Here is an 18,687-nt window from a genome sequence, read left to right on the forward strand (position 1 = left end):
TGTGGACTGTACGTTGTGTTGACATCAATGCTTCCAAAGTGGGTTTCGCCTTGACTTGATGCGTATGGGATCGAGCACAGCGAGGGGAGGTCGAACGACGAATCGCGGGTCTAATTTCGCCGCTTTGCGGTGATCAACAAGCAGCAAAGAAAACCCTCTCCTCGCGACGCTCGACTCTCCCAGAGAGAGAGTGACGAAAACCCTCGACGATTAACCACTTAAAAACCGCACGACCTCGCGAGCAGGAGGCGGGGCAGATCCGCTCGCTTGCCGGGCTGTCGATTTAATCGCAACCGAAACAAGAGTGAGCCGATGGCGCTAGCCACGGGCCTCGAAGGGCGATGCTGGCACCGCTAGGCCCGCGGCTAGCGCCGTCGGCTCACTAAATCGACAGCCCGTTGCGCTTCGCGCTTGGTCAATGAACAAGCCGCCAATCGCTGTGTTGCCTGCCGAATCGGCGAAAGTCTTGGCGATTTCCGCGACGGCTCTTTCCGCATATTGACCTGGGGTAGAATACCTAGATCTCATCCTGCGATTCGTTTTCTTTCTCCCCTGCGCCCGCGCCGTCTTGATGCCAGTGACTGACCCTCGGCACACCGCCCTGTTGCTCACGTTTGTGTGTTTGTTCGCCGGGTGCGACCGCTCGCCGGTCGAAACGCCCCAACCACAGCCGAGCGATTCAACCCAAACGACTTCTACCGCGCCGCCGCCCGCGGAAGTCAAACCGTCCCCCAAGCCGAAGCCGTACGACCGCGACCAAACCATCGATGCTGCGATGGCGTTGGTCCAGGCCGGCAAGCCAGATGCCGCGGCCGCCGAATTTCGCAAGGTCTTGATGGCCGATCCGAACGACGCGGAAGTTCTGTTCCGGCTGGCGAATCTGAGTGCCCAGGGCGGTAACCTGCGTGACGCGGTCGAGTTCCTGGACGCGATCCCCGAGGACCATCCCGAAGCCGGGCTGCCGTCGCTGGGGCAGGCCGCCGATTGGTACCTGCAGTTGCAGCAGTACGACAAAGCCGAATCGCGATACCGGCGGGTGCTGGAGCTGGCCGGCGATGTGCCCGTCGCACACCGACAACTCGCTTACCTGTACAACCGCCAAGCCCGCCGGCATGAAGCAGCCGTTCATTTGCGGGCGTTGTGTCGGCTGGGCAACATTCAAGAAGACGAACTGCACGCGTTGATGGTTTTGGGGCACGCGATTTTTGACGATCCTAACAAGCCCCCGCCGCGTCCCCGTCCCAATTATCCGATCGGGCCGGCCGCCACGGCGCGGATGCTGTTCACCGCCAACCGCAACGTTGAAGCACTTGAAACGCTCGACGAATCGGTTCGCGCCGGTGACGTCGTTCCTTCGATCATGGCGTTCTACGGGCTGTTGGCGATCGAAGCGCAAGACACTGAACGGTTTGGATGGTGGCTGGGGCAATTCGATCCGTCGGTTCAGGAGTTCGCCGAATACTGGGCGGCGATCGGCGCCCACTTGGTTTCGCAGCGACAATTCGATGCAGCGGTCCGAGCGCTCGGCGAAGCGTTGGTGCGTGACCCGACCAACGTGGGCGCGATGCGACGGATCAACCAGGCGTTAACGGCACTGGGCGAAACCGAGCAAGCGGACCGTTGGCTGAAACGCTACGACACGATCCGAGACGTCGTGTCGGCCAGCAACGCGATCGGAAAATCCCCCTCTTCCGATGCGACCAGTGTCGAATCCTACGCCACCATCGCCGACGGTCTGGACCAGTTGCACCGCCCGTTGGAAGCAGCGACGTGGCGGATCTTTGGCGCGTTTCATCGCAAGGCGTCACGCGAGGAAATCGAATCGCTGAACCAGCGTCGCGCCGCGCTGTTCCGCTCCGACGATGCGTTTCCCAGCCCCCAGGAATCCGTTTGCGGCATCGACCTGGGGCAGTACCCGCTGCCGGAACTGGAGATCCCGACGTCGATCGCCGACTCGCCACCGCCGATCACTCCATCAATCGACCAGTTCCCCACGCCGAAGTTTGATGACGTCGCCGATGCGGTTGGACTGGACCACACCTACCTGGTCGCCAGCGAGCAGCAGCCCTATCGATTTGCGCTTTATCAGTCGCTCGGCGGCGGGATCGCCGTGATCGACTATGACTTGGACGGCGCCGTCGATCTTCACTTGGCCCAGGGAGGCGCGGACACGCCGGCCCTGGTCGGAGAGCTGTCGAATCAGTTGGTCCGCAACGTCGATGGCCGGCTTGTCGATCATACCGAGATCGCCGGCGCGAGCGACAAACGCTACTCGATCGGACTGGGCAGCGGCGATTGGAACCAAGACGGGCTGCCCGACCTGGCCGTCGCCAATATCGGCAACAAGGTGTTGCTGATCAACAACGGCGACGGCACCTTCCAGTCTCGCGTCTTTGATCCGGACCCGGACCACGAGGTGTTGACCAGTTCGATTGCGTTTGGCGACGTCACCGGCGATTCACTTCCCGATCTGTTCTCGCTGCACTACGTCGAAGACCCGACGATGGTGGATCGACCAGACATGAATGAAAAAGGCGAGATCCTGACGATTTCACCGGGGGCGTTTCAACCCGGCATCGACTCCATCGCCGTCAACGACGGCCGCGGTGGCATGCGGCACGAACCGGTCAGCGACTCGCAAGGCGACGCCAGCACGGGATTGGGCGTTGTGATCGCCGATTGGGACGGCCAGGTCGGCAACGAAGTCTTCGTCGGCAACGACATCCGTGCCAATCAGCTTTGGACGCGGTCCGCGGAAGGCGATCGTTGGACCAACGTCGCCGCCGTCCGCGGCTGTGCGCTGGGGATCGGCGGCGTGGAGACGGCGTCGATGGGAATCGCCGTGGCCGACTTCGATGGCAATGGAATGCAGGACATTCATATCGCCAACTTTTATTTGGAACCGGTCAGCTTGTTCATGAACCAAGGTGGCGTGTTCGAGGATCGATGCGTGCAGTATCGGTTGCACCGCGACAGTTCCGACGTGCTGGGATTCGGGTGCCAGGCACTCGATTACGACCTGGACGGGCGGCCTGATTTGGCCGTCACCAATGGAAACATCGAAAAGGCGCCAGGCGAACCGCTGCTGCAGTCGCCGCAGTTCTTTGTCAATCTGGGCCGCCAGTTCCAGTTGACCGCGGTTGACGATGCGTCCGGCTACTGGGACGGAAAGTACCTCGGACGCGGGATGGCCCGATTGGATTTCAACGCCGATGGTCGGCCGGACATGGTGATCTCTCACATCAATGCACCGACGGCGTTGATGGTCAATCGCACCGAAACGCCCAACCACTTCTTGACGCTCGAGCTTGTGGGCACGCAGTCCGAGCGTGATGCGATCGGTGCCAAGGTCGAAGTCCGGCAGGGGCCGCGGGTGTGGACCAATTGGATCGTCGGTGGTGATGGCTACCTGTGCCACAACGAATCCACCGTGTCGTTCGGGCTGGGGGCATCGGCCGACGACGTGCGCGTCGTTGTCACCTGGCCCAATGGTAAGCGGCAAGTGTTCGAGCCGATTGCAGTCGATCAACGTTTGCTGTTGATCGAAGGCGAAGCCGAACCGACATCGCGAATCGGCACGGCGAAAGGCCGTTGAGCACCGTTGGTGTCCAGCCTTTAGACGCTCTTTCGGGGCGCCTTCGGCGGGCAGCGTGTTCCCTGCGACCGGTTGCGTGAAGGTTCGATGATCACCTCGTGAATCCGCCTTTGTTGCGATCTGCACGGCTTGGCAGATCCGTTACAACAGCAAGTCTCGAATCACCTCTCCTTGCCGGCAAGCGTCGAACCATCCAGCGGCGGCGGGAGCATCGTCGCTACGACTCCGCCCGGATCGCGGCGCCCGCCCCGCTGGTTTTTTCACAGGAGGTTTGTCGTCGAGGGGGGAAGCGTTACTTTGCCGGCCGCGCTGAACCGCCACCAGATCAATACCCACGGATGACAGCGCGAACCCACGGATGCGATACGCTCGGGGATCCGTGGGTTCGCGCAGCCATCCGTGGGCTTTTTCGATTCCGCGCCAGACGTTGACCTTGAACGCATCACCTCAAGCGATGGGCCATCCGGGGGGAAGGACTTCAATCGTTTGGTGGTCCGCGTCTTCACTTGGCGACTATGGTTATCGCGGGCCGCGTGGCAGGTGATCGACCAGGTAGCGGGCGATCAGCATGCGGACGTGCAACTCCGATCCCCTGCCTTCGCGCAGTCCATGGTCGCGGTTGGGATAGACCATGTAATCAAATCGCTTGCCGAGTTCGATCAGCCGGTCCACCAGGCCTTCGATGATCTGGATGTGTGTGTTGGTTTCGCCCGACCCCGTGACGATCAGCAAATCGCCCTTCAGACCGTCGGCAAAGTTGATCGGGGCCGACCGCTCGTATCCGTCCGGGTTGACCCGGCGGTCTCGCATGTAGATCTCCTGAAACCAGGCGTTGTACAAGTGGGGCTGCGGTTTGGGGACCACGGCGATTCCGACGTGGTAGTCGTCGGGTTTGCGGAACATGGCGTTCAAGGTGTTGGACCCACCGCCGCTCCAGCCCCAAATCCCCACTCGCGACAGATCGACATAGTCACGCATGCGAGCCAACTCCTTCAGCCCCACCGCTTGGTCTTCGGTGGAAAGCGGTCCCAGGCTGCCGAAGATGGATCGCCGCCACGCGGCCCCCTTGGGTGCCGGCGTGCCACGGTTGTCGATCGAAACGACAAGGTATCCGAGGTCGGCGATGACCCGATGAAAGTGATTCTGGGCGGCGCCCCACTGGTCGAGCACCGTTTGGGCGTAGGGCTCTCCGTAGACGTAAACGAAAACGGGATACTTTTTGGACGCGTCAAAGTCCTTGGGTTTGATCATCCAGGCGTCCATCGAGACGTTCTGGCCGACGTCCAGCTGGATGAATTCTGCCGGCCGCTCCATCATCGCCTTGGCTCGCCCGCGCAGCTGGCGGTTTTCTTCCAGTACGCGGACCACGCGATGGCCCTTCATTTCGACCAGGTCCGTCACAGGCGGCTGGTCGATCGTCGAATAGCTGTGAAAGGCCCACTTGGCATCGGGGGAGAAGTCGTAGTCGTGTGTCCCGGGTTGATCGGTGGGAGTGATTCGCTGGAGCGTGCCTGAACCATCCAGGGGAACGCGATACAAGTATTTTCGTGGCCCATCGTCGGGCGCGGCATAAAAGTAATACCAGCCGCCCGGCTCATCGACGATCGCCCGATCGATCACGTCGTACTCACCCGGCGTCAACAGCGCCAGCGGCTTTCCGCTTCGCGAGTAAAGGAATGCGTGACGCCAGCCGTCTTTTTCGCTGAGCACGATGAACGATTGGCCGTCGCGTACCCAAGTCAGCCCGGAGTTCTTGCCCTGGCTGCCGACCGCCCAGGCCGAATCGGTCTCGCGAAAGATCTCTTTCACTTCGCCATCGACGCCGGCGAGCAAGAAAACACGCTCGTCGCGAAAACGACTCAGTTTTTCGACCAGCACTTCGTGAGAGTTTCCGGCCCACTCGACCTGTCCCAGATAGATGCCGTCTCCGCTGGGCCCAATCGAAAGCCACTTCGTTTCGCCACCGTCGACTGCGGCCACACCGACACGCAGTGCATTGATCGTTTCACCGACCCGCGCGAACCGCCGATTCGTGACGGACGGATAGGAGGGATCGTCGGGCACGAGCATCGGACGGGTGGGGACGTCAGTGGCGTCCGATTCGACGAAGACAACGCGCGTCCCGTTGGGGCTCCATCCAACATCATGAAACGAAACGTCTCGGTCTGGTGAGACGTGAACCAATGCGGTGTGTTGACCACTTTCCTGATCGTGCACGAAAATACTTTGATCGCGAACTTCCAGCCGATGCCTGCCATCGGGTGACGCCATGCGGCGGCGAGGGCGCGATTTCGTCTTCGGCGATTCAATCTCGGTCTGCTGGCCGCTGATCAGGTCAACTTTCACCAAACTCTCTTGGCCCGTATCGGAATCCTGACGACGAATTGTGTATCCCGAACTGTCATCCAGCCATTCGCCCTGGAACTCCTCAGCCCGGAATTCCCTGTCCTCGTAGATCGCCCTCAACCGAGGTTCGGCTTCGGCGACCCAGGTCGAATCGCCGGGAGGATGTGCGGCGAGTTCACCGAGTGTGAACGCGGTCAATGACATCAGTGAGAGAATCGCGACCGGGAATCCATGTCTGGGGTGCATCTGAGGTTGCTCGCGGGTTGGCCCGATGGTTGGTGTGACGCAAGCTATCTTAGGCGGGATGCGAGACGCGATCTTGTCCCTGTGCACGTGATTGCAGGTGAGTTGCGCACAAGTCGGGCGCCGGGAGAGACCGTGCTTCATCTTCCGGACGCAACGGGCGGCGAGACGCTTCGCGGATCGGTTGTCCGACATGCCTTCTAGGTCGTCGCGCGAAGTCCCACGGACGACCGCCCGGAAGGGCCGTCGTACGGGGGTGCTCGATGGCGAGCATCGGGCGACCGCCCAGAAGGGCCGTCGTACGGGGGACGCTCCATGGCGAGCATCGGGCGACGATGCGGAATCGCCGTCGAACTTGCGACAGCCGCCGGCGGAGAAACGAAAAAAGCCCGTGAAACACGGGCTTCTTCGAATGCGGCCGAGAGGACTCGAACCTCCACGGGATTATCTCCCACTAGGCCCTCAACCTAGCGCGTCTGCCAGTTCCGCCACGGCCGCGTCAAACTGGGAGCGGCAGTTTCCGAGAATCAGCGGTCGGAGTCAAGCTGTGGTGGGAAGGTTTTTCGTCGCCCCCCGGCTTGCCGGCGTGAAACGCTCGGCCGTGAAACCGGCCGGTTTTTCGTCTTGCGTTGACACGGAACCCGTCGGCTTTCTAGTGTCCGCACCAGCGGTGCGAATGCTCTGTGCCCGTGTTGCCCCCCACTTCGATTGACAGGATGTTGCTCGAGTCCCCTACCGCTCCGTCTAGCCGGCTTGGATCGGCATCCGATTCGGATGCGATCAGGCACCACGCTGCGCCCCGCGGTGCTGCGTCGTCAACGGCCGAAGCGGAATCTGCGGTCGGGAACGTGTTACCGGAGGCATCGGGCGTACCCGCGTGTGATCGGAGTAAATCTATTCGCCGTAAAGCGATTTGGTACGGGCAACTGCTGTTACCCGTCCTGCTGGTTTGCCTTTCCACCGGCTGCTCGACGGCCCGCTACCTGACGGCTCGGTCGGTGCGCGATAACCCGTTGGCTGCCCAGCTGCGGTTGATGAATCGCAAAGGGCCGCAAATCAGCGAGCGGACCTGGAACACGCTCAGACGCTATGGGCTGCGCGACGGATATGACCAAGATGCCCACGTGTGTTTGCGAAAAATCCAAACCACGCTGCGAGACAATCGTGACCCGGAGCTGATTCATGCGCTCGCGGAGTTGTCTTATGTCGAAGGCAAAAAAGCGGAATCCAAGGGCGACCAAAGTGACGCGTTGGGCTACTTCGGCGTCGCTCTGACCAATAGTTACGACTATCTGTTTGACGAAAATCTGTCGGAAACCCGCAACCAATACGATCCGCAATTCCGCGCGACCTGTGACCTGTACAACGAATCGCTGGAAGACACGCTGCGGCTGCTGTGCGAAGAACACCATATCAAGCCGGGACAAACCTACCGCGTCAAAACTCCCGATCGCGAATTCGTGATCCAAACCCAATTGCGCGGCAACTGGAATGCTGACGAATTCGATCACTATGAGTTCGTCAGCGATTACGAGATCGCGACACTGCGAAGCAAACACACGACGTTCGGTTTGGGCGTGCCGATGATCGCTGTCCGCAAGAGTAACGAGAACGACGACCCGCGAGAAAAATACTACCCCGAAGGACTCAGCTACAGCGTCACCGCGATGATGCGTTGTGCCAAACCCGCGCACGGCGGATACGGCGACTCCAACACCTGTGTGTTGGAGTTCTTCGACCCGCTTTCGGCCAACCAAGTCAAACTGGCCAATCACTGGGTGCCGTTGGAAACCGACCTGACCACACCCCTGGCGTTCTTTCTCGATACGCCACGGTTTCGCGAACGTAATCACGAGACCGAAGGACTGCTCAATCCCGCCGGTGCCGCAAAAAACCGTGGGTTGTACATGCTGGAGCCCTACGACCCCGACCGGATTCCCGTGCTGATGGTACACGGCCTGTGGTCCAGTCCACGAACATGGATGGACATGTTCAATGACCTGCGAAGTTTTCCTGAGATTCGAGAACGCTACCAGTTCTGGTTTTACCTGTACCCGTCCGGCCAACCGTTTTGGTTGAGTGCAACGCAACTACGGTCCGACTTGCACCAGCTGCGTCAAACGTTTGATCCCGCCCACCGAGACGTGCCGATGGACCAAATGGTGTTGGTCGGACACAGCATGGGCGGATTGATCAGCCGCATGCAGACGATCGATAGCGGTGACGATTTCTGGCGGATCGTCAGCGACCAACCGACGGAAAAATTGAGAGGTGATGCCGAGCAACGGAATAAACTTGTCAGCACACTGTTCTTCAAACCGAATCATTCCGTTAGCCGTGTGATCACGATCGGGACTCCGCACCGCGGCAGCAAGTTCGCCAACGAGCTGACGCGCTGGTTGGCACGCAAATTTATTAAGCTGCCAACCATGAACGTGACCACCGGAGAACATCTGGTGAAGAACAATCCCGATCTGTTCCGCGACACCGATCTGCTGACCATGGCCAACGCCATCGATTCGCTGGCTCCGGAGTCACCGATCTTTCCGGTCATGCTGGAGGCCAAGTACTCACCCCAGGTGAAGTACCACAACATCATCGGCGTTCTGCAAGACCCGACGTTGTTGCAAAAGAAAGCGGGACGTGGCGATGGAATCGTGGCCTACGACAGTGCCACGATGGAAGACACTGAAAGCGAACTGATCGTCGATGCCGAACACACCAAAATTCACATGACCGGGCAGGCGATTTTCGAAGTCCGCCGCATCCTGCTGGAGCACCTTCGCGACGTCGATTCGGCCGACCGTGTTGCCTTGGTGCCCGAAGTGGTGCCCGAAAAACAAGTGGTCCGGAAGGTAGGGTTCGAGGAATAGGGGGCAGCCAGAAGCTTGCCGCGAATCCATTCGCGGAAGTGGGGAGGGGGAATGCAGCCTCACGCTGCAACGCGAGGGATCTTTTGAGTATGTCGCGGCGCTGCCGCAGCCATTAGGAGGCCGAGACAAAGCTGGACAGGGGAGCTCGGCTGGGCTTTTTCTTGGATCGCTGGGCGACCAGTTCAACCTTGCTGCCGTCGGCGGCGACCGAGCCGCTGAAGACCTGGGGTTCCGACGACGGACGTGACTGCGCCCGCTTCGACTGGATCCGGTCCGATGCGTTTTGGTGGGCAAAGGCGAATTCGCGCTCGGACAATTCGTACTCGACTTCCTGATCCGCTGGCTCGGCCGTCAATTCGCCGCGGAGAATGCGGACGTCACGAGGAGCACTCACACCGATTCGAACTCGATTTCCTTCCACGCGAACGATCGTCAGAGTGATGTCGTCGCCAATTTTGATCTGTTGATCAGCTTTACGAGAGAGAACTAACATGGCAGGTTCCTTTGCCGGTTTCGGCGAGAGAGGGTAGAAAACTCGTCCAAGGCTGTCACATCCTTGTCCGCGAAAGTGTAGCAATGCAGCAACCGTGCCAATCAACGCATGGAAATCCGCGGATTGATCGTAAGTTGTTTTTTGAAAATCACTTACGGCGCCAGGGGCGGATCCGGGCCTGCGTACCCCGGTCACAGAAATGGAAGACTTTACACCGATTTGAAAGATTGACGCCCAGCGCAGGTGCGTTAAACTCCTCTGTTGTTGAGAATCAGTTTCAACATCACGCACTTCTGACGTCCCACCGCCCCCCTCCGCGTCAAGCTTTCTGGATTCTGATGAATTCGACGATTCTGAATGTCTTTCCCAGCGACTCCGGCGACCAGCGACTTGTGCTGGCACAAGAAACCGATGCGGCCGGCACGATCACCCTGGTGCTCCGCCAGGAGAGCCGCTCGCCCCACGTCGGCTGGTTCGTGCAGAGTCGAATCGCGATCGAACCGAATCAGGTCGCGGCGTTGAAGATGACGCTGACGAGCAATTTGGTGAAAGAGGTGAAAGAAACGACGTCGCCGGAGGATGCTCCCGCGGTGATCAGTTTCCGCACCGCGATGGCCGGCTAGCTGCCCTGGGATTCGCTTCGCGCCCCGGCCGTGTCACGGCCGCGATCTGCTACCAATCGAGTTGGGCCGGCGGAGTTGGTCACGTAGCGGCCGGTTTGTTTGGGAGGTTCGAGAGCCGTATCGAAGATTACCCCACGGATGGCAGGGCGTCCCCACGGATGTCAACCAGCCTGTAATCCGTGGGGACGCGCTGCCATCCGTGGGTTCCTTTGTTGTGACAGGTTGGGACTCGATGAGAGGGACCGTCCAGCTTAGGGCAGAGGCGAAACGCGACGAATCCAAATGATCTGGCCGATTGGGTAAGACGTGGTCGGTGGATGGGTGTACGACGTCCTTTCTAGGGCGTCGCACTGAGCCCCGCGCGCGACGGCCCGGAAGGGCCATCGTACCCCAAGAAAAGCATCGCCCTAAGCTGGACGGTCGCTAAAGTGATGCCCCTATCGTTGGTGTGAAACGCCTGTCGACGCGCCATGTCGACGGCGTGGGCTCAAAACGATCAGTCGTCGAGTTTGGATTCGAGTTTCTTCAGCTGGTCGCGCAGCCGTTGGATCTCAGCTTTCACATCGTCCGAATCGTCCGCGACAGTTGGTGGGGGCGATGGTGCCGACGGCGGCGGCAAGACGGCTTCGGCGGCCGGTTCCGCTTGCGGATTGTCAGCCGTTGCGGCTTTCGACTCCGCAGGCGTTGGTGATGACGCATTCGATTGGCCGAACATGCCGCCGAGGACCGAGCCGAGGCCGCCGACCAGCGAACCGCCGGCGTTGCCATTTGCGGGTGTCGCAGTTTCTGGACTGTCGTCGCTTTGAAGTGAAAGCGTGGCCGTGGCGAGTCGATTGTCACGGATCAGTTGGAGTTCGGCCGGGGAATCGGCAGGCACGGTCGCTAGCAACGCGTACAATCCGGCGGTGTCGGAAACCATCTTGCCGTTGATCGCGACAATCCGGTCTTCCGTTTTCAGGCCTGCCGCGTCTGCCGGCGACCCGGGCTGGACTTGGGTCACGTGGACACCGCGGCGGCCGCGAACGTCACGAACTTCCGCGCCGATCTTCGGCTCGGCCGCCATTTTGGGTGCGGTTCCGGTGCTTGTTGCAGGAGCCGCGCCGGCTGTTTCGGTGGGCGAAAGCGGTTGCGGCCGCACCGTCGCCGCAACGGGAGGGTAAGCCGGGCGATCGGAGGGTTCAGCCGCGCCCTTGCCGGGTTGAGCGACCAGGGTGATGTCCAAGTCGCTGACTTGGCCGCCGCGTCCGATCCGCAGTCGAACGCTGTCGCCGGGCGAATGTTTGCCGACTTCGCCGACCAATGCGGCGACGCTGGGCGTGGGGACACCGTCGATGGCAAAGATAAAGTCGCCGACACGCAGCCCTTCGTGGTTGGCGCGGGCGTGGTTGGCGAATTCCGTGATTTGAACGGCCGGGTAGCCCGGGTTGGCGGACACGCCCTTGATGCCGATCGAGGCGGCGGCAACGCGTGACGGCGGTTGTCGGTCGATGGAGTCGCCGAAATCCAGCGGGGAAAGAATGGATTTCCCAAAGCTCTCAGAAGGCCCGGGCAGTGCCGGAGCGGCCTCCGGCTCGGGTAACGCGTCCGCCCCCGCCTGACGCACGCCGCCGGGGCCGATCGCCGGAGTCGGGGCGGTGTTCGGAGTGTTTGGGCCAGGGTTCGGGGGAGCGATGGATGGAATTCGGCTGACCCCGCCGACGGCCGGACGCGCCAGCGAGCGGTAGCGGGCCGTCGGGCCCGTGGAGTCTGTCGCGTTGTTAGCCGGGGCGTTTCTGTCCGCCGAATCTTGTGCCGCGGCGTCTCGCCTGGCCGCACCACGAGCCAAGGGGCGGGCCGGCAGTGGGCGGGCGGGCAGTTCGTTGTCGCTCGCTTCGTCGTCACGTTGTTCCAGCTGGTTTTGCACCAGCGGTGCGATCCGGCTGCGCAACCGTTGCAGCAAACCTTGCCCGCTGGCATCGCCGGCGAAAAATGTAGCCGACGCGACCAGCACGGTGATCGAGAGCGGTAGATGCAGTGAACGCATGTGATGTCAGTTTGGGTTAGGGCAAAGACGGAGAGCGAAAGTGTGGCAACGTAACGGCGGGGTGTAGCGGAAGCCGCCAAGGCGTTCGGCCCCCCGAAGCGGCGTCGCCGCGCCGGTGCGAAACTCTTGGCGAGTTCCGCGACGGGAAAATCGCAGGCCGGCAACCAAGGACTCGAGGCGTCAATCATACGCTTCAATCGCAAAAAATCGAGGCGTCAGAGGGGCGGCGTCCCCCTTCGTGTCGCGGCAAGTTACCACCTGTGCGCCTAATCCGCCTTGCATCGCCACCCGGAAAAAGGCTATGCCCGTCTCACGCGGCTGACGACTTGAGTCATTCCGGCGATTTTTCACGGTTTTACCGTGTGTGCTTTTGCCGGGTTTGGCCGGGGCGTGTCGCAAGTCGCGGGGCGTACAAGCAATTTGAACATTCGATTAATGCGGAGGCCACGATGGCCAAAGGCTGGATGGAACCGGAGCAGTGCAGGAACCTGTTGGTGCTTGTCGAAACTGTGACCGCACCGTTATTGATTCAACACCAGGCGCCGGTGTGTCTGGAATTGGACATCGAGCTGGAGATCCCGGTCCCTTGCGACCACCAGCGGACCGCAGATCTGATCACCGCACTGAGCAAGCAGGCGTTGGAGGCGATGCCCGACGGCGGCGATTTGATGATCACGGCCTGCCAGACCGCTGCCGGGTTGGAATTAGAGATCGCCGACAGCGGGACCGATGCGACCCGGCGCGAGCGCCACCTGCCGATCGCGGCCGCGGCGATCAATGCGGAGTTGCAGTGGCAAAACTGCCCTCAGGGCGGCGTGGCGGTCACCATTCTGTTCCCCTCGCAAGCATCTCGTAGTCGATTGGCAGCGTAAGCGTGTTGCGTCAGCGGACCGAACGATTCAAATCTCACCTGGACACCGTACCGCCTCTCTCGGGCGCATCGGCGTTGTCGCGGGCGGTCGCGTGTGCGATCGCCGGTCTGTTGATCTTGGGTGGGATCGTCTACATCTCTCCGCGCGGTTCGACACCGACGATGGAACCGCTGTTTGGCGGGCAGTCGCTGCATGATTGGGAACTCGGTCAAGTCGAATTGGCGTTCAGCAAGGCTGGGTTGAGCGGTTGGCGGCCCGAAAACGGACAGATTCTGATTCCGCGCGAGAAACGGCACGAATACTTGGCGGCCCTGGAGCAGGCCTCGGCGCTTCCCTACGCATTGCAAAGCAGTGTCGAAGAGGCGCTCAACGGGGGCGGTTACTTCGAATCCGAAGCGGCCAAGCGGACCCGCCATCAAGTCGCCAAGGCGCGTGATCTGGGCAAGAAGATCGCCGCGTTTGACGACATCGTTTGGGCCAGCGTCGATTACGACGAGCAGTCCGCCGGGGGATTCGATGGGCGAACGATCCAGTCGGCCAGTGTCTTGCTGGTTTCCAAAAACGGCAAACCGATCGCGCCCGGACGGATCAGCATGATTCAACACCTGGTCAGCGGAGCCTACGCCGGGATGGATGCCGACCAAGTGACCGTCACGGACACCTCGGCGCGCAAGACGTACAACGGATCGGACGACCCGCTGACCCGTCAGCAGCGTCAATCCGAGTATGAACTCGAACAGCGGCTGACCGAACTGTTGGGCGGATACCGCGGCCTGCACATCGCCGCGCGATCGGTCTACCGTGAGTCCAGTGCCGGCAATGCGGACGATCAAGACGCGCCGCGTGCCGGGAAACCCATCGCGCTTTCCAAGTCGATCAAAACGAGTGGGCCCCAGGGCGAATTCCAAATGCGCGTCTCGGTCGGTGTTCCCGAAAGCCAATTCCACGCCCAATGGGTCAACGATTACCGCGCCCGGCATCCCGAGTCGGATTTCGCCCAAGCACCGACGCACGAGCAATTGGCCGCCGTCCGCACCAAGGTGATGGACAACATTCGCGACGCGATCATTCCGCTGGTCGAAAGCGATACCGCCGGTGATGAACACGCGGTCCAGGTCTGGAGTTTCCCCGACGCGGACCAAACTCCCGTCTACACTTCACCGGCCCGCCCGATCGGACGCTGGGCCGCCATCGTCAGCCAATTGCGATCCAACCCGGTGCTGACGATCGCGTTGGGAACGCTGTTGCTGGTGGCGATCGGATTCGGTATCGCCACGCTACGGATGCGATTGAGACATTCCCCGATGGCGCAGGACGCCGTGCGGGAGGCAGCCGCCCGCGGGACCATGGACCGCGGCACGGCCGGGAAAACGACTCGGTCGTCCGATCGCCCCGCAGCGACGGAGACGACTGCCGACGAGACCAGTTTGCGAGATGATTTGACCGAACTGGTCGAGTCGAATCCGGAGCTGGCCGCACAAATCGTCCACAGCTGGATCGCCGATGCCGCTTAACACCCGATAGACCGACTTCGTCCATGATCACCTCTTCCGAAACCTCCTCCGGATCATCGATCGGCCATAGCGATTCGATCCGACAGATCGCCATCTTGCTGCACACGCTGCCCCAGCGGACACACCGCGTGTTGTTGGGACAATTGGGTGCCGAAGACAAGCGATGCATCACCGAGGAAATGTCGGCGATGGGGGAAGTCGATGCCATGGAACAAGTCCATGTGCTCAATCGCATGCGGGACGATTTGCAGACCGAAACCAGTCGTGTCGAAAAAGTCGAATCGGAGATTCAGGACGAGATTCAGATCGGCCGCGCAAGAGTATCCAAGAAACGCTCCCAACCGATGTACCGCGGTTCCGCTTCCGTTGCCGAATCGTCCGCGGAGACGACGCGGGGAACGACCGCACCTCAAGCATCCAGTGACGATGGTGTGTCGTCCGAACAGCTCGCTTCATCGGACGCCTTGAACTCGTCCCAGGCGTCGCCATCGGTGCCGGAGACGTTGCCCATCCGGCAAGCGGATTGCTCGGTACCGGACGATGCCATGCGGACCATGTTCGCTCAATTCCACCAGACACAGGCTGCCGGCGTCTTGCCACCTCAGTCACGTCGATACGAATCCGACCAACTCTCCGTGCCGCACGGTGTGCCAGAAGAAGGCCCACCGGAATCCTGCCGGCCGACACCACAAGACGCCGCGGCCGGGGCCCCGCCACAGCGCTTACGGGGCGCCGATCCACGGTCCCAGGCCGACGAACTGGCCGAACGGATCGATCGATTCTTGACACAACTGCCGCCTCAAGAACTTTGTCGCGCGCTCGGGATGGTGTCGACCAAACAAGCGTTCTTGGTGTTGTGCGGGCTGCCCAACGCGACCGCCGAAACCGTCCTGGACATGCTGCCACGCCGCCAAGCACGAAAGGTCCGCAGTGACATGCGCCGGATGGGCCAGCTGCAGCTGTCGGACATCGACGCGGCGAAACAGATCGTCGCGCAGATCGCAATCCGCTTCACGCAGCAACCGTCGACCTCGCTCGCGGCATGAGCACGCACGCCAGCACGTGGCGTGAGCCAGTGGCGGGCGGTGCTGGTGGAGTTGATTGACGGGCCGCTCGCTGACGCTTCCCGCTGGCATTTGCGCTCGCTGACGCTTCCCGCTAGGATAACTGCAAATCAGATGTGGACTCGGACGACGGGAGAATCGAGCTTGGTTGGCGACGCGTCGAATTTCGGCAAACGAATTGTCGCTGCGACGTTGATGTTGGGCGTTTCCGTTCTGTTGGGTTGGTTCGAATACCGAGGTCCGGCGCCACTGGGGATCGATGCCCCGACCGACCAGCCGTCGGCGGCCAGGATGCGCGCGACGCTGGTTGAATTGCTGGGGGATCCCCCGCAAAAACACACGACGGGAACCGCGTCGGGTGAAGCCTTTTTACAACGTCTGGAAAAGAAGCTCCGAGGTTACGAGGTTCCAATGCGGCGGATCGAAATCCCCTGGGATCCGCAGCGTCAGGATCGTCATCCGGGAGGCCGCGTCGACCTGTTGCCACCCGGGACGGTGTTGAAAAACCTGTGGGTCACCGTCGAAGGATCTGATCCCTCGTTGGCACCGATCCTGATCGCCACGCACCATGATTCGTGCCGCTGGGGGCCCGGTGCCGGGGATGCGGGTTCGGCCGTTGTCACCTTGGTTGAACACATCCGCCATCTGTCGACGTCCCGGCCGGTTCGCACCACGCATTACTTGTTTACCGATGGGGAAGAATTCGGGCTGCTGGGCGCGTACGCGATCGTTGCCCAAGAATCGCTGCCCTTTCCCCGCCCCGCGTTCGTGTTGAACTTCGATGCCCGCGGTACGCGCGGCGGGATTGCGATGTTTGAAACGCATGTCAACAACAGTGGCTGGGTTTCGACCATCATTGACGACTTGGCGCGACCAAAGATTACTTCGTCACTGGCCGTCACGATCTATCGGTCACTGCCCAATGCGACGGATTTCAACGCCTGGCACGGCAAACTGGGACTGTCCGGATTCAATTACGCCGTCATCGGGGGTGCCCATCGTTATCACCGCCCCGAAGACACGCCGCAGAACCTGAGCGACCGGACGCTCCAGCACATGGGGGCACAATTGTTTTCGATGCACCGTGCCATCGACCGCTTGGATGGTCCGACGACGCGCCGGTTGAACGCATCGACCGAAGACCCCGCGCACGGCAACGCCGTGTTCTTTGATCTGTATGGTTGGACCGTGGTGCACTTCGGCGAAGGCATCCAGAGGGTGATCGCGATTGTGGCCGCTGCGTTGATGGGAGTGGTGTGTCTGCGCGGACGTTCGCTCGGTCGAGTGAGACGCTTGCCGCGGCACGCCTTGGTCGTCCTGCTGTCGATCGCCGCCGGATTGTTGGTCGGCGTCGTGATTCAACTCGGTTTGCGGACCACGCCGTTTTCGGTGTTGAAGTACACTCCGATCGATCTGCAGGCGGGGGTGGTCACGATCGCCGCCTCGTTCCTGGTCGTGACCGCGTTGCTGGAACGTTTTACCAAGCGGATCGAATCCGACGAAGCGGAGGTCGTCAGCGATTGGATCTGGTGGGTGACCGCAGCGTTGGGGACCGTGCTCGCGATGGCGCTTCCCGGTGGCGCGTATCTACTGGTCTTGCCGAGTTTCACCTATGCGTTGGTTCGCATCGTGTCGCCGCAGGCGACGCTGGCGGCCTGGTCTGGCTGGGCGGCCGCGGTCATCTTGGCTGGGCCGTTGGTGATGTTGCTGGTGCAAGCACTGGGGCCGTGGCGACAACCGGTTTACGCGGCGCTGGCGAGCCTGTTGGCGGTGTTGGCCATGACGGCGTGGGCGGCACAAAAAAAGGCGAGGCCGATTCCGAAGAACCGACCCCGCCTCGCACGGGGGGACGCTTAATATCTCGTTGTTGTGCCAGCTTCGTCTCGCGTCCCTCGCACACCTAGACAGTAGTCTGTTTCCTGACGGAGCCATACAAAAGCTTCAGGAAAAGGATCGTTTTGGCGGCCTCGCCCCCCGGGCGGCGCCGGGTTGTTTGGTCCGTAACGGTGCTAACGATTAACGCTAGGCACGAAGTGCGCTACGGAGTCGATCGAGGGCCGCGGGAATGTGGTCGTATGGCTGTTCGTCTTCGTATTCCAGAACCACGAAGCCTTGGTAGGTGCTGTCACGAAGGATCCCGGCGATCCGATCCAAGTCGGCCGGATACTCCGTCCCGTCGGGCTTCTTCATGTTCATTTTGACTTGGACGTTCACCGCGTAGGGGACGCACTGTTCCAAATCGCGGTAGGGATCCTCGCTGTAGAAATTGCCGGTATCCAAGTTGATGCCGACCCAGGGATGGTCAACGGTATGAACGATCGGCAGCAATTGGTCGGGACGTAGATTGCCATGGTTCTCGATGCCCAGAAAGACGCCACGCTGGCCGGCCCGCTCCGCACAGCGTTTCATTGCCGCGACGGCTTCATCCATCCGTTCGGGGTGATCGTCCAGTTCCTTGCCTTTGCCGGCGAAGAATCGGATGTGGGGCGCGCCCAAGACGGCGGCCTTGTCGATCCACTCGAGGGCGGTTTCGATTTCCCGGTCCAGCTTTTCGCCGGCGCCTTGAGTGAAGTTGTTGCCGATGGCGGTGCCGGAAATCGTCACGCCGCGGAGGAACGCTTGTCGGCGGAGTTCCAAGAAGTAGGCGTCGTCGGCGTCGGGCGGGAAAAAGTAGCTGGTCAATTCGGCCGCTTCCAATCCTTGCTGCACGCAATAGTCCAGAAAGCCGACCATGTCGATCGCCTTGCCTCCGCCGGCCGGTTCTTTCCGCTTGCCCTTCATGAATGAAAAGTAGTTGCGGAGTGAATAGGCGGCCAAACCGAGGCGGAACCGTGGATCACCGCTGCGCGGAAACGGTTCGGCGGCGGTCGTCGTCGCGGGGCCAAGCAGGCTTGCGGTGCCGGCGGCGGCACAGCCCGCACCGATGGCGGTGATGAATTGACGGCGGCTGGGCGGATTCGTCTTGTGGCGGATCGATCTGGGGTGTGTCGGCACGGGGTTGACCTTGGGGAGGAGTGATGGGGGGATTCTTTTGTGCCCAA

General features: G+C 61.2%; 11 protein-coding genes and 1 tRNA gene. 7 read left to right on the forward strand and 5 right to left on the reverse strand.

From position 1 onward, the window contains the following. Positions 1–577 precede the first annotated feature (577 nt). Positions 578–3,595, forward strand: a complete 3,018-nt coding sequence (locus Mal15_RS07660; RefSeq protein ID WP_167546671.1) for a tetratricopeptide repeat protein — start codon at positions 578–580, stop codon at positions 3,593–3,595. A 519-nt stretch (positions 3,596–4,114) separates the two neighbouring features. Here Mal15_RS07660 and Mal15_RS07665 read toward each other — a convergent pair. Further along, positions 4,115–6,187, reverse strand: coding sequence for a S9 family peptidase (locus Mal15_RS07665; RefSeq protein ID WP_147867217.1), 2,073 nt, complete (start codon positions 6,185–6,187; stop codon positions 4,115–4,117). Positions 6,188–6,597: 410 nt separating this feature from the next. Continuing rightward, positions 6,598–6,682: transfer RNA gene (locus Mal15_RS07670), tRNA-Leu, on the reverse strand. A gap of 443 nt (positions 6,683–7,125) precedes the next feature. On the opposite strand from Mal15_RS07670, the gene Mal15_RS07675 reads away from it, so the two are divergent. Then, positions 7,126–9,057, forward strand: coding sequence for an esterase/lipase family protein (locus Mal15_RS07675; RefSeq protein WP_233903529.1), 1,932 nt, complete (start codon positions 7,126–7,128; stop codon positions 9,055–9,057). Between the two features lie 112 nt (positions 9,058–9,169). On the opposite strand, the gene Mal15_RS07680 is transcribed toward Mal15_RS07675, so the two are convergent. Then, the gene (locus tag Mal15_RS07680) at positions 9,170–9,550 is read right to left on the reverse strand and encodes a carbon storage regulator (protein WP_147867219.1); all 381 of its coding nucleotides are present in this window, start codon (positions 9,548–9,550) and stop codon (positions 9,170–9,172) included. A gap of 338 nt (positions 9,551–9,888) precedes the next feature. On the opposite strand from Mal15_RS07680, the gene Mal15_RS07685 reads away from it, so the two are divergent. After that, complete coding sequence (locus tag Mal15_RS07685; protein WP_147867220.1) at positions 9,889–10,173, forward strand: hypothetical protein; 285 nt, start codon at positions 9,889–9,891, stop codon at positions 10,171–10,173. A gap of 496 nt (positions 10,174–10,669) precedes the next feature. On the opposite strand, the gene Mal15_RS07690 is transcribed toward Mal15_RS07685, so the two are convergent. Next, positions 10,670–12,196 (reverse strand): PDZ domain-containing protein, encoded by a 1,527-nt coding sequence (locus Mal15_RS07690; protein ID WP_147867221.1) that lies wholly within the window; start codon positions 12,194–12,196, stop codon positions 10,670–10,672. 449 nt (positions 12,197–12,645) lie between these two features. On the opposite strand from Mal15_RS07690, the gene Mal15_RS07695 reads away from it, so the two are divergent. The 4 genes from Mal15_RS07695 (at position 12,646) to Mal15_RS07710 (ending at position 17,503) form a co-directional block, all read left to right on the forward strand. Then, on the forward strand, positions 12,646–13,068 hold the full coding sequence (locus tag Mal15_RS07695; protein WP_147867222.1) for a sensor histidine kinase: 423 nt from the start codon (positions 12,646–12,648) through the stop codon (positions 13,066–13,068). Between the two features lie 2 nt (positions 13,069–13,070). Further along, positions 13,071–14,582 carry a hypothetical protein gene (locus Mal15_RS07700; protein ID WP_167546672.1) on the forward strand — a complete coding sequence of 504 codons (1,512 nt, stop codon included), beginning with the start codon at positions 13,071–13,073 and terminating at the stop codon, positions 14,580–14,582. 23 nt (positions 14,583–14,605) lie between these two features. Continuing rightward, positions 14,606–15,628, forward strand: a complete 1,023-nt coding sequence (locus Mal15_RS07705; RefSeq protein ID WP_147867224.1) for a FliG C-terminal domain-containing protein — start codon at positions 14,606–14,608, stop codon at positions 15,626–15,628. Positions 15,629–15,760: 132 nt separating this feature from the next. Continuing rightward, complete coding sequence (locus Mal15_RS07710) at positions 15,761–17,503, forward strand: M28 family peptidase (protein WP_147867225.1); 1,743 nt, start codon at positions 15,761–15,763, stop codon at positions 17,501–17,503. A gap of 165 nt (positions 17,504–17,668) precedes the next feature. On the opposite strand, the gene Mal15_RS07715 is transcribed toward Mal15_RS07710, so the two are convergent. Next, the gene (locus Mal15_RS07715) at positions 17,669–18,640 is read right to left on the reverse strand and encodes a sugar phosphate isomerase/epimerase family protein (protein ID WP_261344615.1); all 972 of its coding nucleotides are present in this window, start codon (positions 18,638–18,640) and stop codon (positions 17,669–17,671) included. Positions 18,641–18,687 lie beyond the last annotated feature (47 nt).

This window comes from Stieleria maiorica, assembly GCF_008035925.1.
In the GTDB taxonomy this organism is placed as follows: Bacteria; Planctomycetota; Planctomycetia; order Pirellulales; family Pirellulaceae; genus Stieleria; species Stieleria maiorica.